At 66.7% G+C, this 15252-nt stretch carries 14 protein-coding genes and 2 pseudogenes; 7 read left to right on the plus strand and 9 right to left on the minus strand.

Annotated elements, in window-relative coordinates; all coding sequences use genetic code 11:
• The first annotated feature begins 18 nt into the window (after positions 1-18).
• Positions 19-729, plus strand: a complete 711-nt coding sequence (locus DIE06_RS05145; protein WP_124660454.1) for a YceH family protein — start codon at positions 19-21, stop codon at positions 727-729.
• An 85-nt stretch (positions 730-814) separates the two neighbouring features.
• On the opposite strand, the gene DIE06_RS05150 is transcribed toward DIE06_RS05145, so the two are convergent.
• Both DIE06_RS05150 and DIE06_RS05155 read right to left on the minus strand, forming a co-directional pair.
• Entirely contained in the window at positions 815-1237 is a 423-nt protein-coding gene (locus tag DIE06_RS05150; protein WP_124660455.1) for a hypothetical protein, read from the minus strand.
• A 28-nt stretch (positions 1238-1265) separates the two neighbouring features.
• Positions 1266-1820: a hypothetical protein gene (locus tag DIE06_RS05155; protein ID WP_124660456.1), complete on the minus strand. Its 555-nt coding sequence runs from the start codon at positions 1818-1820 to the stop codon at positions 1266-1268.
• Between the two features lie 238 nt (positions 1821-2058).
• On the opposite strand from DIE06_RS05155, the gene DIE06_RS05160 reads away from it, so the two are divergent.
• Positions 2059-3189, plus strand: coding sequence for a 3-deoxy-7-phosphoheptulonate synthase (locus DIE06_RS05160; RefSeq protein ID WP_124660457.1), 1131 nt, complete (start codon positions 2059-2061; stop codon positions 3187-3189).
• Positions 3190-3579: 390 nt separating this feature from the next.
• Positions 3580-4008 (plus strand): PRC-barrel domain-containing protein, encoded by a 429-nt coding sequence (locus tag DIE06_RS05165; protein WP_124660458.1) that lies wholly within the window; start codon positions 3580-3582, stop codon positions 4006-4008.
• 145 nt (positions 4009-4153) lie between these two features.
• On the opposite strand, the pseudogene DIE06_RS05175 reads toward DIE06_RS05165, so the two are convergent.
• Positions 4154-4303, minus strand: a pseudogene (locus tag DIE06_RS05175) (sigma factor); the annotation flags it as partial.
• 170 nt (positions 4304-4473) lie between these two features.
• A pseudogene (locus DIE06_RS38895) lies at positions 4474-5187 on the minus strand (GSU2403 family nucleotidyltransferase fold protein); the annotation flags it as partial.
• Positions 5188-5506: 319 nt separating this feature from the next.
• Between DIE06_RS38895 and DIE06_RS05185 the strand changes: the two are divergent.
• The 3 genes from DIE06_RS05185 (at position 5507) to trhA (ending at position 8637) form a co-directional block, all read left to right on the plus strand.
• On the plus strand, positions 5507-7585 hold the full coding sequence (locus DIE06_RS05185) for a carbon starvation CstA family protein (protein ID WP_124660459.1): 2079 nt from the start codon (positions 5507-5509) through the stop codon (positions 7583-7585).
• Positions 7586-7597: 12 nt separating this feature from the next.
• A complete protein-coding gene (locus DIE06_RS05190; RefSeq protein WP_027781714.1) occupies positions 7598-7804 on the plus strand; it encodes a YbdD/YjiX family protein in 207 nt (68 codons plus the stop codon).
• 212 nt (positions 7805-8016) lie between these two features.
• Positions 8017-8637: a PAQR family membrane homeostasis protein TrhA gene (gene trhA, locus DIE06_RS05195; protein WP_124660460.1), complete on the plus strand. Its 621-nt coding sequence runs from the start codon at positions 8017-8019 to the stop codon at positions 8635-8637.
• Between the two features lie 90 nt (positions 8638-8727).
• Here trhA and DIE06_RS05200 read toward each other — a convergent pair whose 3' ends face one another.
• From DIE06_RS05200 to ispH, 4 genes are all read right to left on the minus strand, one after another.
• Complete coding sequence (locus tag DIE06_RS05200) at positions 8728-9159, minus strand: nuclear transport factor 2 family protein (protein WP_124660461.1); 432 nt, start codon at positions 9157-9159, stop codon at positions 8728-8730.
• 123 nt (positions 9160-9282) lie between these two features.
• The gene (locus tag DIE06_RS05205; RefSeq protein ID WP_124660462.1) at positions 9283-9636 is read right to left on the minus strand and encodes a DOPA 4,5-dioxygenase family protein; all 354 of its coding nucleotides are present in this window, start codon (positions 9634-9636) and stop codon (positions 9283-9285) included.
• Positions 9637-9902: 266 nt separating this feature from the next.
• Positions 9903-11063: an adenosyl-hopene transferase HpnH gene (hpnH, locus tag DIE06_RS05210; protein ID WP_124615350.1), complete on the minus strand. Its 1161-nt coding sequence runs from the start codon at positions 11061-11063 to the stop codon at positions 9903-9905.
• Between the two features lie 12 nt (positions 11064-11075).
• On the minus strand, positions 11076-12017 hold the full coding sequence (gene ispH / locus DIE06_RS05215) for a 4-hydroxy-3-methylbut-2-enyl diphosphate reductase (protein WP_124660463.1): 942 nt from the start codon (positions 12015-12017) through the stop codon (positions 11076-11078).
• 432 nt (positions 12018-12449) lie between these two features.
• On the opposite strand from ispH, the gene DIE06_RS05225 reads away from it, so the two are divergent.
• Positions 12450-13637 carry a glycosyltransferase gene (locus tag DIE06_RS05225; RefSeq protein WP_124660464.1) on the plus strand — a complete coding sequence of 396 codons (1188 nt, stop codon included), beginning with the start codon at positions 12450-12452 and terminating at the stop codon, positions 13635-13637.
• 111 nt (positions 13638-13748) lie between these two features.
• On the opposite strand, the gene DIE06_RS05230 is transcribed toward DIE06_RS05225, so the two are convergent.
• Positions 13749-15158, minus strand: a complete 1410-nt coding sequence (locus DIE06_RS05230; RefSeq protein WP_124660465.1) for a phage tail protein — start codon at positions 15156-15158, stop codon at positions 13749-13751.
• Positions 15159-15252 lie beyond the last annotated feature (94 nt).

Here is a 15252-nt window from a genome sequence, read left to right on the forward strand (position 1 = left end):
CACGCTGCGACGCTACCCATGAACACCACGCCGGATATGCCCACGCCACGCGCTCTGCGCGAACTCACGCCCCTCGAGGCCCGCATTCTCGGGGTGCTCGTCGAGAAGCAGCACACGGTGCCGGACACCTATCCGCTGTCGCTGAATGCGCTCACCGCCGGCTGCAACCAGAAAACCGCGCGCTCGCCGGTGATGAGCGTCAGCGACGACGAAGTCACGACCGCGCTCGACGGGCTCAAGCACCTGAGCCTCGTGATGGAAGGGAGCAGCAGCCGCGTGCCGCGTTTCGAGCACAACGTGAACCGCGTGCTCGGAATCCCGAGCCAGGCGATCGCGCTGCTGACCATCCTGCTGCTGCGCGGCCCGCAGACGGCCGCCGAACTGCGCCTGAACAGCGCCCGCCTGCACGGCTTCGCGGACATCTCGTCGGTCGAGGCGTTTCTCGACGAACTCGCGGCGCGTGCGCAACCGCTCGTCGTCCGGCTGCCGCGCGCGCCCGGTGCGCGCGAGAACCGCTGGATGCACCTGATGTGCGGCGAGGTGAACGTCGCCGACTACGCCGGTTCGGATACGGGGGGCGGTGCGGATTCCGTTCCGCCGTCCGAGTTCGAGGCGCTGAAGGCCGAGCAGAAGCGGCTTGCGGATGAAGTGACGCGGCTCAACGCACTCGTTCAGCGGATGGCGACCGAACTCGGGATCGACGTCGACGCGCCGGGCGACGCGGGCTGACGGGGCGCCTGAGCCAACTCGGTACCGGCGCGCCTGCGGGCGCGCCGGATGATGAACCCGCCTCGCGCCACGGCCCGAACCCGCGCTACCAGCGGCACCCCGTCTTCGCGGACGCGTCGACGTCCTGCGCCCACGCGAAATCGGTCGTCTTGCCGGTGCGCGTATTCGTGTACGTCATCGAATAGACGATCGCACCCTGGCTCATCATCTCGTACTCGCCGTTGATCCTGCCGCCGACCATTTCCCACCACGTCGTCGTGAACTGGTACGGGCGGCCTTCCGCGAGTTCTTCCTGATCCACGTGCTTGAGCAGCAGTGGAATCGCTGTCTTCGATTTCTCATAGCGGACGACACCGCCTTGCCACTTGGCGACATCGTCGTAATACGTGCGCAACTCGAAGCGCACGGGTTTGTCGCCGGTCGTCCTGAAGCACAGCACTTCCGTACTGACTTCCGCCGACGCGGGCAAGGCGATGCACAGCAGCAATGCGGCGAGCGCTTTTTTCATGATGGTGCGTGAGTGATGGAGGGGCGATTCAACCGATACTGATCCGCGTCGCCCCCGCATCGACGAGCCGGAACAGCAGATCTTCGACGGCCGCGCCCGGTGCCGAACCGAGATCCGCGTTGATGCGCCATCCCTGTTCCGTGCGCGCCGGTTCCGACAGATAGTGCACGATGCCGTGCAGGCCGTCTTCGGCCGGCACGCCTTCGTCGTCGGCGTCGAACCACGCGAAGAACCAGGTCTTGAACGCGTCGGTGGCGGCGGCCTCGTCGAGACCGTCGGCTTCGATCGTCGCCCAGTCCCACACGAACGGCCGGATCGACACGGCCGCTGTTTCAAGTTCGAACGCGAACGGCTCGAAATCCAGTTGCGCGGTCGAATCGACCATTGCCGGCTGGCCGGCCGCTTCACCTTCGGTGTGAACGATGTCGGCGCGGCACGGCAGCGCGAGCGGGCCTTCGGTGGCCAGCGTGCCGTCGGCTTTCCGGTAGGCCGGTTCGACGACCGCCGCCGGTTGCGCTGCCGCTTGCGCGAGCAGGTCGACGTAGGGCTGGCGGATGGCGCTGAGCAATTCGGATACGGTCATCTTGGCGGGTCGGGTCAAGTTGCGAACGATCAATCACGGACGGAGGGTGCGTCGTGCCGTCTGCGTCGAACGAGGGGCCGCATCGGCAGCGGACAGTCACGATCGTACGGCACCGCGGTGACACGCGACCACTCGGCCGAATGGCCGGCAGCTCGGATCGCGTCGCGCCTCGCTGCCGCCTTGCGCGAGTGCCATAATCGAGCCTGCACATCATTCGAGACGTCCCCGGAGAATCCCCATGCAGAACCTCGACAATCCTTCCCACGATCGCGAGGTAGGCAGCGCCGACGCGACGCAGGACACCACGCGCATCGACGACGTCCGCATCGGCGCCGTGCGTCCGCTGATCTCGCCCGCGTTGCTGCAGGACGAACTGCCGGTGCCGGCCGCCACCCAGACGCTCGTCGAGGACACGCGCCGCGCGATCGGCGACATCCTGCATGGCCGCGACGACCGGCTGCTGCTCGTCGTCGGCCCGTGCTCGATCCACGACCACGACCAGGCGCTCGAGTACGCCCGTCGCCTGAAGGCCGCCGCCGATGCGCTGAAGGACGACCTGCTGATCACGATGCGCGTGTACTTCGAGAAGCCGCGCACGACGGTCGGCTGGAAAGGCTACATCAACGATCCGCGCCTGGACGGCAGCTTCCGCATCAACGAAGGGCTGCGCGCCGCGCGGCAACTGCTGCTCGACATCAACGCGCTCGGCCTGCCGGCATCGACCGAATTTCTCGACCTGCTGAGCCCGCAGTACATCGCGGATCTGATCGCGTGGGGGGCGATCGGCGCGCGCACGACCGAGAGCCAGAGCCATCGTCAGCTCGCGTCGGGGCTGAGCTGCCCGATCGGCTTCAAGAACGGCACCGACGGCGGCGTGCAGGTCGCGTCGGACGCGATCGTCGCCGCACGCGCGAGCCATGCGTTCATGGGGATGACGAAGATGGGGATGGCCGCGATCTTCGAGACGCGCGGCAACGACGATGCGCACGTGATCCTGCGCGGCGGCAAGAACGGGCCGAACTACGACGCCGAGCACGTCGAGGCAAGCTGTGCGGTGCTGCGCAAGAGCGGATTGCGCGAGCAGGTGATGGTCGATTGCTCGCACGCGAACTCGAACAAGTCGCATGAGCGGCAGATCGAGGTTGCCCAGGATCTCGCGCGGCAGCTGGGGCAGGGCGAACACCGGATCGTCGGCGTGATGGTGGAGAGTCACCTCGAAGCCGGCAGGCAGGATCTGAAGCCGGGCGTGCCGCTGCAGTACGGCGTGTCGATCACCGATGCGTGCCTGAGCTGGTCGCAGACGGAGCCGGTGCTCGACGTGCTCGCGGAGGCGGTGCGGCATCGCAGGGTGTATTCGCGGAATGCGTGATGCGGTGTGATTGCATGGCGGAGTGGCGTCCGCCGCGTAGTTCGATGCGCCGATGAATACCGGCTGCCTGTCTGCCATGTTCTCCTGATCGACTGCCGTGGCGCCGTTGTTTCGCGCCGTGCACACCGTCCATCCACACGATCGCTGATCTTCATCAGGCCTGTCCCGCCTGCCACGTCGCACGCTGAACGCACGATCCGGCGAATGCCGCTACCATGAATGCCGTGTTGCACTGCGGCCCGGCCATGCCGGCCCGTCATGCACACCTGCAGGGGCGGCGCCGCCGGCCGTCATGCGACCGCCGAAGCGCGGGGCGCTCACCGATCAGCCGTTGCGCCCGCGCGGCTTCGTTCCCGGAATCAACAACAACCGAACCGGAGTGCAACGCACATGAAGTTCTACAAGACCCTCATCGCAGCAACCGTCCTCGCATCGAGCGTCAGCGCGCATGCGCAGATCGCCGGCGCGCAGCCGCTCAGCGTGACCATCGAGCAATCGCAGGCACTGCTCGAAGGCTGGAGCGTGAAGAAGAGCGTGCTCGGCAAGGCCGTGTACAACGACGCGAACCAGAAGATCGGCACGGTGCGCGACCTGATCGTCGCGCCGGACGGCTCGGTGTCGGCGGCGATCGTGTCGGCAGGCGGTTTCCTCGGCGTGGCCGCGCATGACGTCGCGGTGCCCATCGCGTCGCTCGACGTGCGCAACGGCAACATCTACCTGCCGGGCGCGACGAAGGAGGCGCTGAAGGCCACGCCGGCATTCCAGTATGCGAAGGTGCCGTCGCCGCCGAAGCCGAAGAAGCTCGACGACAAGCACTGATCTGCGTCACCCGTGCGGTGCTCGCCGCGCGACGCAGCGGGCGCCGTTTATCGTTCCGGCCCACCCTCCGGGGGCGCGAGCGCCACGACCTGGCTGATGCCTTCGTGTGCCATCTTCGTGTACGTACGGACTGAGGCGCTCTGTACTCGACGTTCTCGATGTCGTCGCGGGCCGCGCCGTGCCAACGCAGCCACGCGTCCTGCACGATGTCCTCGGCGTCCGCGACGAAGCCGAGCAACCGGTACGTGATCTTCTGCAATCGCGGGCGGAGGGCGTGGCTTGGACGGGTTCTAATTCTTGAGGCCGGTCTCGAGTTCGATCAGCGCTTCGCCGTGCGCCGGTCCCAGAAGCTGGTGCGCTTCCGGCAGTACGCGGCGAACAAGCGCGCGATGATCTTGGCAGAGCGGCGCATGCATCTTCGATGTCGCCAGTACGGTGTTCCCCGAGCATCGCGAGCAATACACACGCTTGCTGCACGTCCTTGCCGGATTTGACCAGCATGCTGGTTCGCAGCCTCGACACCAGCAGTTTGTGAATGGCGAATCTGGCCGGCGATGGCACTCGCACGGGCACGGCGCCGTGACGCGAAATCAAGGTGGCCATTTGCGACTCGCCAAGCAAGTAGGCCAGATAAGGCAAACCGGTCGCGTGCGCGTTCAATTCCGGGATGGGGACGATCGGAAAGTTGTCGTCTTTTGACGGAACGAGCAGGTCGACATGAAACCGTGTAGCGCCCGCCTGCTTGAAGGACGTCGACGGCGCACCTCGCGTCATTGGCGGAACCTCGACGAAATTGATGCCGGTTTCCTTCAGGATGGTGAGTAGTCCGCCGGTCGGAACATTATCCAGGGCAAGCAGATGCCCTCGTGCGAGGCCGATGTCTTCCGTTTCGTATGAGATGGTTTTAATGCCGACGCTATTGAGCAATATGGCATAGGCGTGAGAGCCGATCAGGACCGCGCCCGCCTGGAATAGCCCATGATTGAACAGGACGCCCATTGTGGCAAAGGTCTTATTGTCCGCGATCTGAAACCCGAGTTTGGCGAGTTCTCGAATGCGCGCAATCAGGCCTTTGCTGACTTCAATCCGTTCGCGAACGGCCTGCACGCGGGCTTCAACCGAAGGATCACCTAGCGGTCCGCCAAGACTCTCTTCCTGTTTCTTGCCTTCGGGCCCCATATATTGCCGCTTCCCGCTTTCAGTAGTATTCAAAAAAATACTGAAATGACTGTGCCCAACGAACCTTCCGCTGGAGAGGGGGGCGAGATTGTACCGACCGGCACAACGGCGGCCAAAGTTGGCTCCGGCACCGTTCCGCTCTACGTAATTCTACGTAGATCGTCATACGTAGTTGTCCGCTTGTAAGCCTCCCCCGTCGCGCGGAATACTACGGCCCATCGCCGCGGCTTCCACGAGACGCGGCACGACGCATCGACGTCACGCGGGTTCGGCGCCTCGCCGGATCCACTCAAAACCACATTGGAGACCAGGAGACGCCATGAATCGGGCTTCCAGCACCCTGCTCTGGATCGCGGTCGCGCTGCTCGGCGCGTTCGCATTCGGCACGATCGCACTCGCGCACGGCGAACGCGTCAGTGCGCTCTGGATCGTGATCGCCGCAGTCTGCGTGTATCTGATCGCGTATCGCTTCTACAGCCGTTTCATCGCCAGCAAGGTCATGCAGCTCGACGGGCTGCGGATGACGCCGGCGGTCAAGTACAACGACGGCCTCGACTACGTGCCGACCAACAAGTACGTGCTGTTCGGCCATCACTTCGCCGCGATCGCCGGCGCCGGGCCGCTCGTCGGCCCCGTGCTCGCCGCGCAGATGGGCTACACGCCCGGCATGCTGTGGATCCTGGCCGGCGTCGTGTTCGCCGGCGCGGTGCAGGACTTCATCGTGCTGTTCATCTCGACGCGCCGCGACGGCCGCTCGCTCGGCGATCTCGTCAAGATGGAGCTCGGCACGGTGCCCGGCGTGATCGCGCTGTTCGGCGCGTTCCTGATCATGGTGATCATCCTCGCGGTGCTCGCGCTGATCGTCGTGAAGGCGCTGACGAATTCGCCGTGGGGCACGTTCACCGTCGCCGCGACGATTCCGATCGCGTTGTTCATGGGCGTCTACACGCGCTACATCCGTCCGGGCCGCATCGGCGAAGTGTCGATCATCGGCTTCGTGCTGCTGATGGCGTCGATCGCGTTCGGCCAGACCGTGCACGATTCGCCGGCGCTCGCCGCGTGGTTCACCTTCAGCGGCACGCAGCTCACGTGGATCCTGATCGGCTACGGCTTCGTCGCTTCGGTGCTGCCGGTGTGGCTGCTGCTCGCGCCGCGCGACTACCTGTCGACGTTCCTGAAGATCGGCACGATCCTCGGCCTCGCGATCGGCATCCTGGTCGTCGCACCGGAACTGAAGATGCCCGCGCTGACGAAGTTCGTCGACGGCACCGGCCCGGTGTGGTCGGGCAACCTGTTCCCGTTCCTGTTCATCACGATCGCGTGCGGCGCCGTGTCGGGCTTCCACGCGCTGATCTCGTCGGGCACGACGCCGAAGCTGATCGACAACGAAACCAACGCGCGCTTCATCGGGTACGGCGCGATGCTGATGGAATCGTTCGTCGCGATCATGGCGCTGGTCGCCGCATGCGTGATCGAGCCGGGCATCTACTTCGCGATGAACGCGCCGGCCGCCGTGCTCGGCTCGACGCCGGAAGCCGTCGCGAACACCGTCACGCAATGGGGCTTCGTGCTGACGCCCGACATGCTGACGCAGACCGCGAAGGCCGTCGGCGAAACCACGATCATCGCGCGCGCGGGCGGCGCGCCGACGCTGGCCGTCGGCATGGCGCACATCCTGCACCAGGTGATCGGCGGCGAAGCGATGATGGCGTTCTGGTATCACTTCGCGATCCTGTTCGAGGCGCTGTTCATCCTGACCGCCGTCGACGCCGGCACGCGCGCGGGCCGCTTCATGCTGCAGGACCTCCTCGGCACGTTCCACCCGGCGCTCAAGCGCACCGAGTCGCTGCCCGCGAACCTGGTCGCCACCGCGCTGTGCGTGGCCGCGTGGGGCTACTTCCTGTACCAGGGCGTGGTCGATCCACTCGGCGGCATCAACACGCTGTGGCCGCTGTTCGGCATCTCGAACCAGATGCTGGCCGCGATCGCGCTGGTGCTCGGCACCGTCGTGCTGTTCAAGATGAAGCGCGAGCGCTACGCATGGGTGACGATCGTGCCGACCGCATGGCTGCTGATCTGCACGCTGACGGCCGGCTGGCAGAAGATCTTCGACGCGAACCCGAAGGTCAGCTTCCTCGCGCACGCCGCGAAGCTGCAGGCCGCGGTGGACGAAGGCAAGGTGCTCGCGCCGGCGAAGTCGATCGCGCAGATGCAGCGGATCATCTTCAACGACTACATCGATGCGGCGCTCGCCGGCCTGTTCATCTTCGTCGTCGTGGCGATCGCGGTGTACGGGCTGCTCGCCGTGCTGCGCGCGCGCCGCGAGTCGAGGCCCACCGTGCGCGAGACGCCGTACGAGCCAATGCCGGCCGCGCAGGCGTTGGGTAGCGGACGTTAAGGGGAGGCCGCGATGTTCACCGATCTTGGCAGCGACCTGCGCAGCGCGGGGCGTTACCTCGGGCAGGCGTTGCGGCTGATGGTCGGCCTGCCCGACTACGACACCTACGTCGCGCACATGCGCGAAACCCATCCGGACCGCGAGCCGATGACGTATGAGGAATTCTTCCGCGAACGTCAGAACGCACGGTACGGATCGGGGGCGGGGAAGTGTTGCTGAACCTGACCAGTTCAGCCTGACGACAAGGTTGTCCGGTGACGGACCAGGAGGCGCCGCGAAGCAATTCGCGGCGCTTTTTTCCTGGCGGGCCCGCGGCGTGCTTGCGGATCACCATCGCCGCGGCGTTTGACCTCGTTCAGCGCGGCTCGATCCGCCGGCCGGTATCATATGACCTGCTTTTTTTCCGAAGAATCCGCGCAGGAGAACCCGTCGTGCATGTCGGTGAGCGTTTCAACAGCATTTCCCATCTCGTCGGCGCGGTGTTGTCGGTGGCAGGGCTGGTCGCGCTGGTGACGATGGGCGCGCTCGACCGCGATCCTTACAAGATCGTGAGCTTCAGCGTGTACGGCGCGATGCTGATCCTGCTTTATGCGATCTCGACCGCCTATCACAGCGTGCGCAACCCGCGGCTGAAGGCGATCCTGCAGAAGTGCGACCATTCGGCGATCTATCTGCTGATCGCGGGCAGCTACACGCCGTTTACGCTCGTCACGCTGCGCGGCCCGTGGGGCTGGTCGCTGTTCGGTGTGAGCTGGGGGCTCGCGGCCTTCGGGATCGCGCAGGAACTCACGCTCGGACGGCGCACGCGCATCGTCTCGATGGTGCTGTACGTGCTGATGGGCTGGCTTGCGCTCGTCGCGATCCGCCCGCTGATCCATGCGCTGCCGCCGGTGGGCGCCGTGTGGCTCGTGGCCGGCGGCGTCATCTACAGCGCGGGGATCTACTTCTTCATCAACGACGAGCGCATCCGCCACGGGCACGGTATCTGGCACCTTTTCGTGCTGGCCGGCAGCCTGTGCCAGTTCGTCAGTGTCGCGATGTATGTGGCGTGAGCGGCGCGGGGTGGCGGCGAATGAGTGGCCGCATCGGGTGGCCGTGCAAGCCGGAACCGGCGTGCCGCGCGTTGTTCGCGGTCGTCGGCATCAGGGGCGACCAGCCGCTGGCGTGACGTCCCGCAGCGCCATGAACCCGACCCACCCCCAGTAGACGCGATGATGCGCGATCAACCCGTCGCGCAGATCCATCACCTCGACGAGATCGACCTGATCGCCTTCCGGCGTCTCGCGCGGATATTCCCACGTGAGTTGCTGACCGTTCGAAAAGAACAGCCCGGTTCGGTACCAGCGCCCGAGCTTGTTGCCCGGATTACCCAGCCCGGCCGCGAAGAATTCGCCGATCGCGGCCTTGCCGTGCAGCACGCCCGAGCCGTGGTCGGGCAGCGTGACGACGATCAGCGGCGTTTCGAGGATCGCGTCGTCCGCGTACAGCGACATCAGCGCGTCGAGGTCGCGTGCGACGACGGCGGCGTGCCAGTCGCGATGGATGCGTTGCGCATCGGTGTCGGCGTGGGGCATGGCGGGTTCCGGCAAGCGTGGGTGACGTCACCACTGTATCGACGCCACGCTGCCGGACGTTTCAGCCCAAACCGAAACGTGGATGTCGCGTATGCCGGACGCGACCGCGTACCGCCGTCTGCGTCAGCCCCCCAGCGCGCCGAGGTTCAGTTCATGCGACTGGCCGATCCACACCGCGCTGTCGCGATGGTCGCGCAGTTCGTCGTTCGTGTTCGGATGCAGGAAGATGTCGAGCGCGCCGTGATTCAGCACGAGCCACGGCACGAGAGTGTCGAAGTGCGCGGCGCCGAACGCGATCTGGTACGACCAGGCCGGATGCGGGCCGACGAGGCGTTCGTGAAAGCGGCCGAGTTCGATGATCGTGCCGAACCGCTCTTCGACGACGAGGCGAAACGCCCAGGCCGCGTCGCGGCTCGCGGCGTCGAAGTAGACGTGTGCGTGCCAACTGTCGATGGCGGTGGTGTCGATGGCAGCCATGGCGGAGCTTGAGAAATGAATGGGGAAGCGATGAGAGCCGAGACTGACGGCCGATGCCCGATTATCGCGCGTCCGTGTCGGACACGTCTTGTCGCGGAACAACCATCCGGAGGCGGCATTCGCATGCGCATGCCGCTGCATGCCCGGACGCGCACCGTGCCTGTTGACGACGTCCGACAAAACAAAAGCGCCACGGAGCGAACTCCGTGGCGCTTCTTCGAGGCCGGCCGATGCGGAGGCGCGAACCTCCGCACAGCGACACGCGCTTAAGCCGCCGTTGCCGGCTTCGCCGGCTTCTGCAGCTTGCCCTTGCCGGCGCGCTGGATTTCCTCGAGCTTGATCTCGACGTGGCGCGAGAACACGTACTCGGCCGGGCGCTGCTTCGCGATCGAGATGTCCGGTGCGAACGGGCCGTCGGTCTTGATGCCCTTCTTGCTCACGCGCAGCGCCTTCAGCGGATGCGCGATCGTGTCCATCACGGCGGTGGCTTCGAAGCCGCAGTGGACCATGCAGTCCGCGCACTTCTCGTAGTTGCCGACGCCGTAGTTGTCCCAGTTCGTGTCTTCCATCAGTTCCTTGAAGGTCTTCACGTAACCTTCGCCGACCAGGTAGCACGGCTTCTGCCAGCCGAACACGGTACGCGCCGGGTTGCCCCACGGCGTGCACTTGTACGTCTGGTTGCCGGCCAGGAAGTCGAGGAACAGCGACGACTGGCTGAACGACCAGCGCTTGCCGCCTTCACCGCGCTTCAGGATTTCGCGGAACAGGTTCTTCGTCTTGTCGCGGTTCAGGAAGTGCTGCTGATCCGGTGCGCGCTCGTACGCATAGCCCGGCGACACGGTGATGCCGTCGACGCCGATCGGCCCCAGCGTGTCGAAGAACTTCGCGACGCGCTCGGGGATCGCATCGTTGAACAGCGTGCAGTTGATGTTCACGCGGAAGCCGCGGCGCTTCGCTTCCTTGATGGCCGCGACCGCCTTGTCGTACACGCCTTCCTGCGACACGGAATGGTCGTGCATGTCCTTGTCGCCGTCGAGGTGGACCGACCAGACGAAGTACGGATTCGGCTGGTAGTCGTCCATCTTCTTTTCCATCAGGAGCGCGTTCGTGCACAGGTACACGAATTTCTTGCGCTTCATGATGCCCTTGACGATCTCCGGCATCTCCTTGTGGAGCAGCGGCTCGCCGCCGGCGATCGACACGATGGGTGCGCCGCACTCGTCGACGGCTTCCAGGCATTCCTCGACGGACAGGCGCTGGTTCAGGATCGGGTCCGGATAGTCGATCTTGCCGCAGCCGTTACACGCGAGGTTGCAGCGGAACAGCGGCTCGAGCATCAGCGCGAGCGGATAGCGTTTGTTGCCGGACAGGTGTTGGCGCATGATGTATGCGCCGACGCGGACTTGCTGGAGCAGCGGAATAGACAAGAGTTGTCCTCCTTAAACTTCGCGGGCGACAGCTTGCGTAAGCTTCGCCGGCAACTTGAATTCGACTTTTTCCTCACGGCCCGTCATCGTCGTGACATCGACGGGCCCCAGCGCGCGCAGCGCGCCGATTACATCCTCAACCATTTCCTCGGGTGCCGACGCGCCGGCGGTCAGGCCGACCGTCTGCACGCCCGCGAACCATTCGGCCTTCACTTCCGAGCCGTCGGCGACGAGATAGCTCGGTACACCGCTTTCGGTGCCGATCTCGCGCAGGCGGTTCGAGTTCGAGCTGTTCGTCGCACCGACGACCAGCAGCACGTCGACCTGGCCGCTCAGCTCGCGCACGGCGGCCTGGCGGTTTTGCGTCGCGTAGCAGATGTCGCGCGTGTCCGGGCCGACGATGTCGGTGAACCGGCGCTGCAGCGCTTCGATGATGCCGCGCGTGTCGTCGACCGACAGCGTCGTCTGCGTGACGTACGCGACCGGCGTGTCGACCGGCAGCGTCAGCGTATCGACTTCGGCCTCGCTCTGCACGAGGATCACCTCGGCCGGAATCTGGCCGATCGTGCCCTCGACTTCCGGATGGCCCGCATGGCCGATCAGGATCAGCCGGCGGCCCGCCGCGACGTACTGGCGGCCCTGCACGTGCACTTTCGTGACGAGCGGGCAGGTGGCGTCCAGCACGTCGAGCCCGCGCGTTTCAGCGTCGCGTTCGACCGTTTGGGCGACCCCGTGCGCGCTGAAGATCGCCACGGCGCCGTGCGGCACCTCGTCGAGCTCCTCAACGAATCGCGCCCCTTTATCACGCAGGTTTTCGACGACATGCCGGTTATGCACGATCTCATGACGCACATAGACCGGCGCGCCGTGCTGTTGCAGCGCGCGATCGACGATCTCGATCGCACGGACAACCCCCGCACAAAAGCCGCGGGGCTGGGCAAGGATGACTCGCATAAGTGAGCGAACTCCGACGACAGACGCCGGGGTTCGAGGAGCTGGCACTGCTCGCTCGCCCCGGCTTGATGTTATGAAGGCAGGAACGAACCGGCCAGGCCAGGCCCCGGAACCCCGAATTAGTCGCGCATTTTAACCCTATCGGGCCGTCCTTGCTCTGGTGCTGTATCGACCGTGGTGCATCCGCCGCAGAGCCGCGTCGGCGCTCGCGTGCGCGGAACCCGGTAAACTGCGCGGTTTCGCGGGCAGCCTGTCCGGCCGCCCGGCGTCGCGCTCATTTCAAGGCCATTCGATGACCGTCGATTCTTACGCGTATTGCCCTGCCGCTCGTGCGGTCATGGGTGTTTTTACTCCGACCCTTATTGTGATCGAACGATCCGGCGCCGCGGGCGGCCGGGCCGCTCGCGCCGGCATCCGCGAGGAGGCGTGCCGATGATGCTGGCGATTACGTTCCTGGTGTCCGGCCTGTCGCTGCTGATCTGGATCGTGCTGCTCGTCGCGCGCGGCGGCTTCTGGCGCGCGCGGCCCGCGCGGGCCCTGCCGCCGGAGGCGCGCGGCGCGGCGGCCGAGGCCGGCTGGCCGGCCGTCGTCGCGGTCGTGCCGGCGCGCAACGAGGTCGACGTGATCGCCCGCGCGGCGACGTCGCTGCTCGAGCAGGACTATCCGGGCGACTTTCATCTGATCATTGTCGACGACCACAGCGACGACGGCACGGCCGACGCGGCCCGCGCGGCCGCGCTCGCGATCAATCGCGCCGACCGGCTCACGGTGCTGGCCGCGAAGCCGCTGCCGGCCGGCTGGTCGGGCAAGGTGTGGGCGCAGTCGCAAGGCATCGCCGCGGTGCGCACGCTCGGCCTGCCGGCCGACTACCTGCTGCTGACGGATGCCGACATCGGCCATCCGCCCGACGCCGTCGCCCAGCTCGTCACGCGCGCGCAGGCCGAACAGCGCGATCTCGTGTCGCTGATGGTGCGGCTGCGTTGCGATTCGTTCTGGGAAAAGGCGCTGATCCCGGCGTTCGTGTTCTTCTTCGCGAAGCTCTATCCGTTCTCGTGGATCAACAATCCGCGCAACCGGACGGCCGGCGCCGCGGGCGGCTGCATGCTGGTCAAGCGCAGCGCGCTCGAGGAAGCCGGCGGCATCGAATCGATCCGCGGCGCGCTGATCGACGACTGCAGCCTCGCCGCGCAGATCAAGCATCGCGGCAGCGGCCGGCATCCGATCCGGCTCGATCTGGCCGACCGCAGCGTGTCGCTGCGTCCGTACGACGGCTGGCGCGACATCTGGAACATGATCGCGCGCACCGCGTTCACGCAGCTCCATTATTCGCCGCTGTTGCTCGCCGGCACCCTGCTCGGGATGACGATCATCTATCTCGTGCCGCCCGTGGCCGCGCTGGTCTACGGCGCGCGCGCGTGGCCGGCGTGGCTCGCCTGGGCGTCGATGTGCACCGCGTATGCGCCGATGCTGCGCTACTACCGGCGCTCGCCGCTGTGGGCACCCGTGCTGCCGCTCGTCGCGCTGTTCTACGTCGGCGCGACCTTCGTGTCCGCGTGGCGCTACTGGCGCGGCAAGGGCGGCCAGTGGAAGGCGCGCGTGCAGGCGCCGGTGGAGCGCTGAACCGAACGACGCCGGCGCATGCCGGCCGTCACGCCGGACCCCGGAAATGCAAACAGCCCGATCGGTGCGAAACCGGTCGGGCTGTTTCGTTTGCGGTGCGGCCGCGCGTGCTTATCGCTGGGTCAGCATCATGTACATCTGGATCACGACGTCCGGCGAGAACGTGAACGGCACCCAGCCGTAGCCGGTGTGGCGCGCGACCAGCAGGCGGTCGCCGTTCGACTGCTTCTGCACGGCCATCATCGGGTTCTTCGTCGTCACGAAACGCCAGCCGGCCGGGATACCCGGCGGCGGTTCCGGCTGCATCGACGCGCGCGCGTGCGCGAGTTCCTCGATCAGCTGGCCCAGTTGTTCCGGGTGCAGCGTGATCGACTGGCCGTTGACGGTCAGCGTCAGTTCATTCTGCGACGGGCGCGCGACGTGCAGCGTCGCCTTGTCCGCGGGGACGTCCGCTGCGTCGACGGGGGCGACTTCGATCGCGGCGTCGGCGGCGTTCGTCGCGACGACGGCGGTGGTCGCGTCGGCCGGCGCTGCAACGACTTCATCCGCGACAACCGGCGCGGCTGCGTCCGCTACCGGCTCGACGGTGGGCTCAACAGCCGGTTCGATGACTTCAGCCGCGGCGGCCGGCTCGGTTGCCATCGCGGCCGCATGCGTCGCGGCGTCCTTCACGACCGCTTCGACCAGCGCTTCCGCGTCGGCGATCGCCTTTGCGTGACGCTCGGCGGCCGCTTCGGCCTGTGCGATCGCTTCGGCATGGCGTTGCGCGATGGCCTCGGCCTCGGCAGTCGCCTCCGCGTGACGTCGCGCGGCCGCGTCGGCTTGCGCGATCGCCTCGGTGTGACGCTGCGTGACGGCTTGGGCTTCGGCGGTCGCATCGGCGTGGCGCTGCGCGGCGGCTTCCGCTTCCGCGATCGCCTGCGCGTGACGCTGCGCGAGTGCCTCGGCCTCGGCGATCGCGGCCGCGTGGCGCTGCGTCGCGGCCTCGGCTTCGGCGGCCGCTTCCGCATGGCGCTTCGCGGCGGCTTCGGCCTCCATGGTGGCAGCTGCATGACGCTGCGCGGCCGCATCCGCTTCGGTCGCGGCGGCGTGATGACGCTGCGCGGCGGCCTCGGCTTCGGCGATCGCCGCCGCATGGCGCTGCGACGCGGCTTCGGCATCCGCGTGACGCTGCGCGAGCGCTTCGGTCAGCGCGGTGGCTTCGGTGTGCCGCTGGACGGCGGCTTCTGCCTGCGCGGCGGCTTCGGTGTGGCGTTGGGCGGCGGCTTCGGCCGCGGCTATGGCGTCGGCGTGGCGCTGCTGCGCGGCATCGGCGTCGGCGGCTGCGGCCGTATGGCGCTGCGCGGCGGCCCGTGCTTCTGTTTCCGCGACGGCGTGACGTTCGGCGGCGGCCTGGGCTTCCGCCGCGGCGGCGCGCGCGAACGCTTCCGCGCTGCGGGCCGCCTGCTGCGCGGCGTGGTGATCGTGGAGGAGCTGATCGACGCCCGCGTTGAGCGAATCGATCTGTTCGTTCAGGTTCATGCGTGTCTTCTCTGCGTAAGACCCGCGATTTTAACCGCTGCGCCGGCGCCGGTCCGTCGGCGACGTGTAACAAAGTGCGCAATGCGGCGTGAAA

Origin of the sequence: Burkholderia sp. Bp8998 (assembly GCF_003854235.1) — a bacterium.
Classification (GTDB): domain Bacteria; phylum Pseudomonadota; class Gammaproteobacteria; order Burkholderiales; family Burkholderiaceae; genus Burkholderia.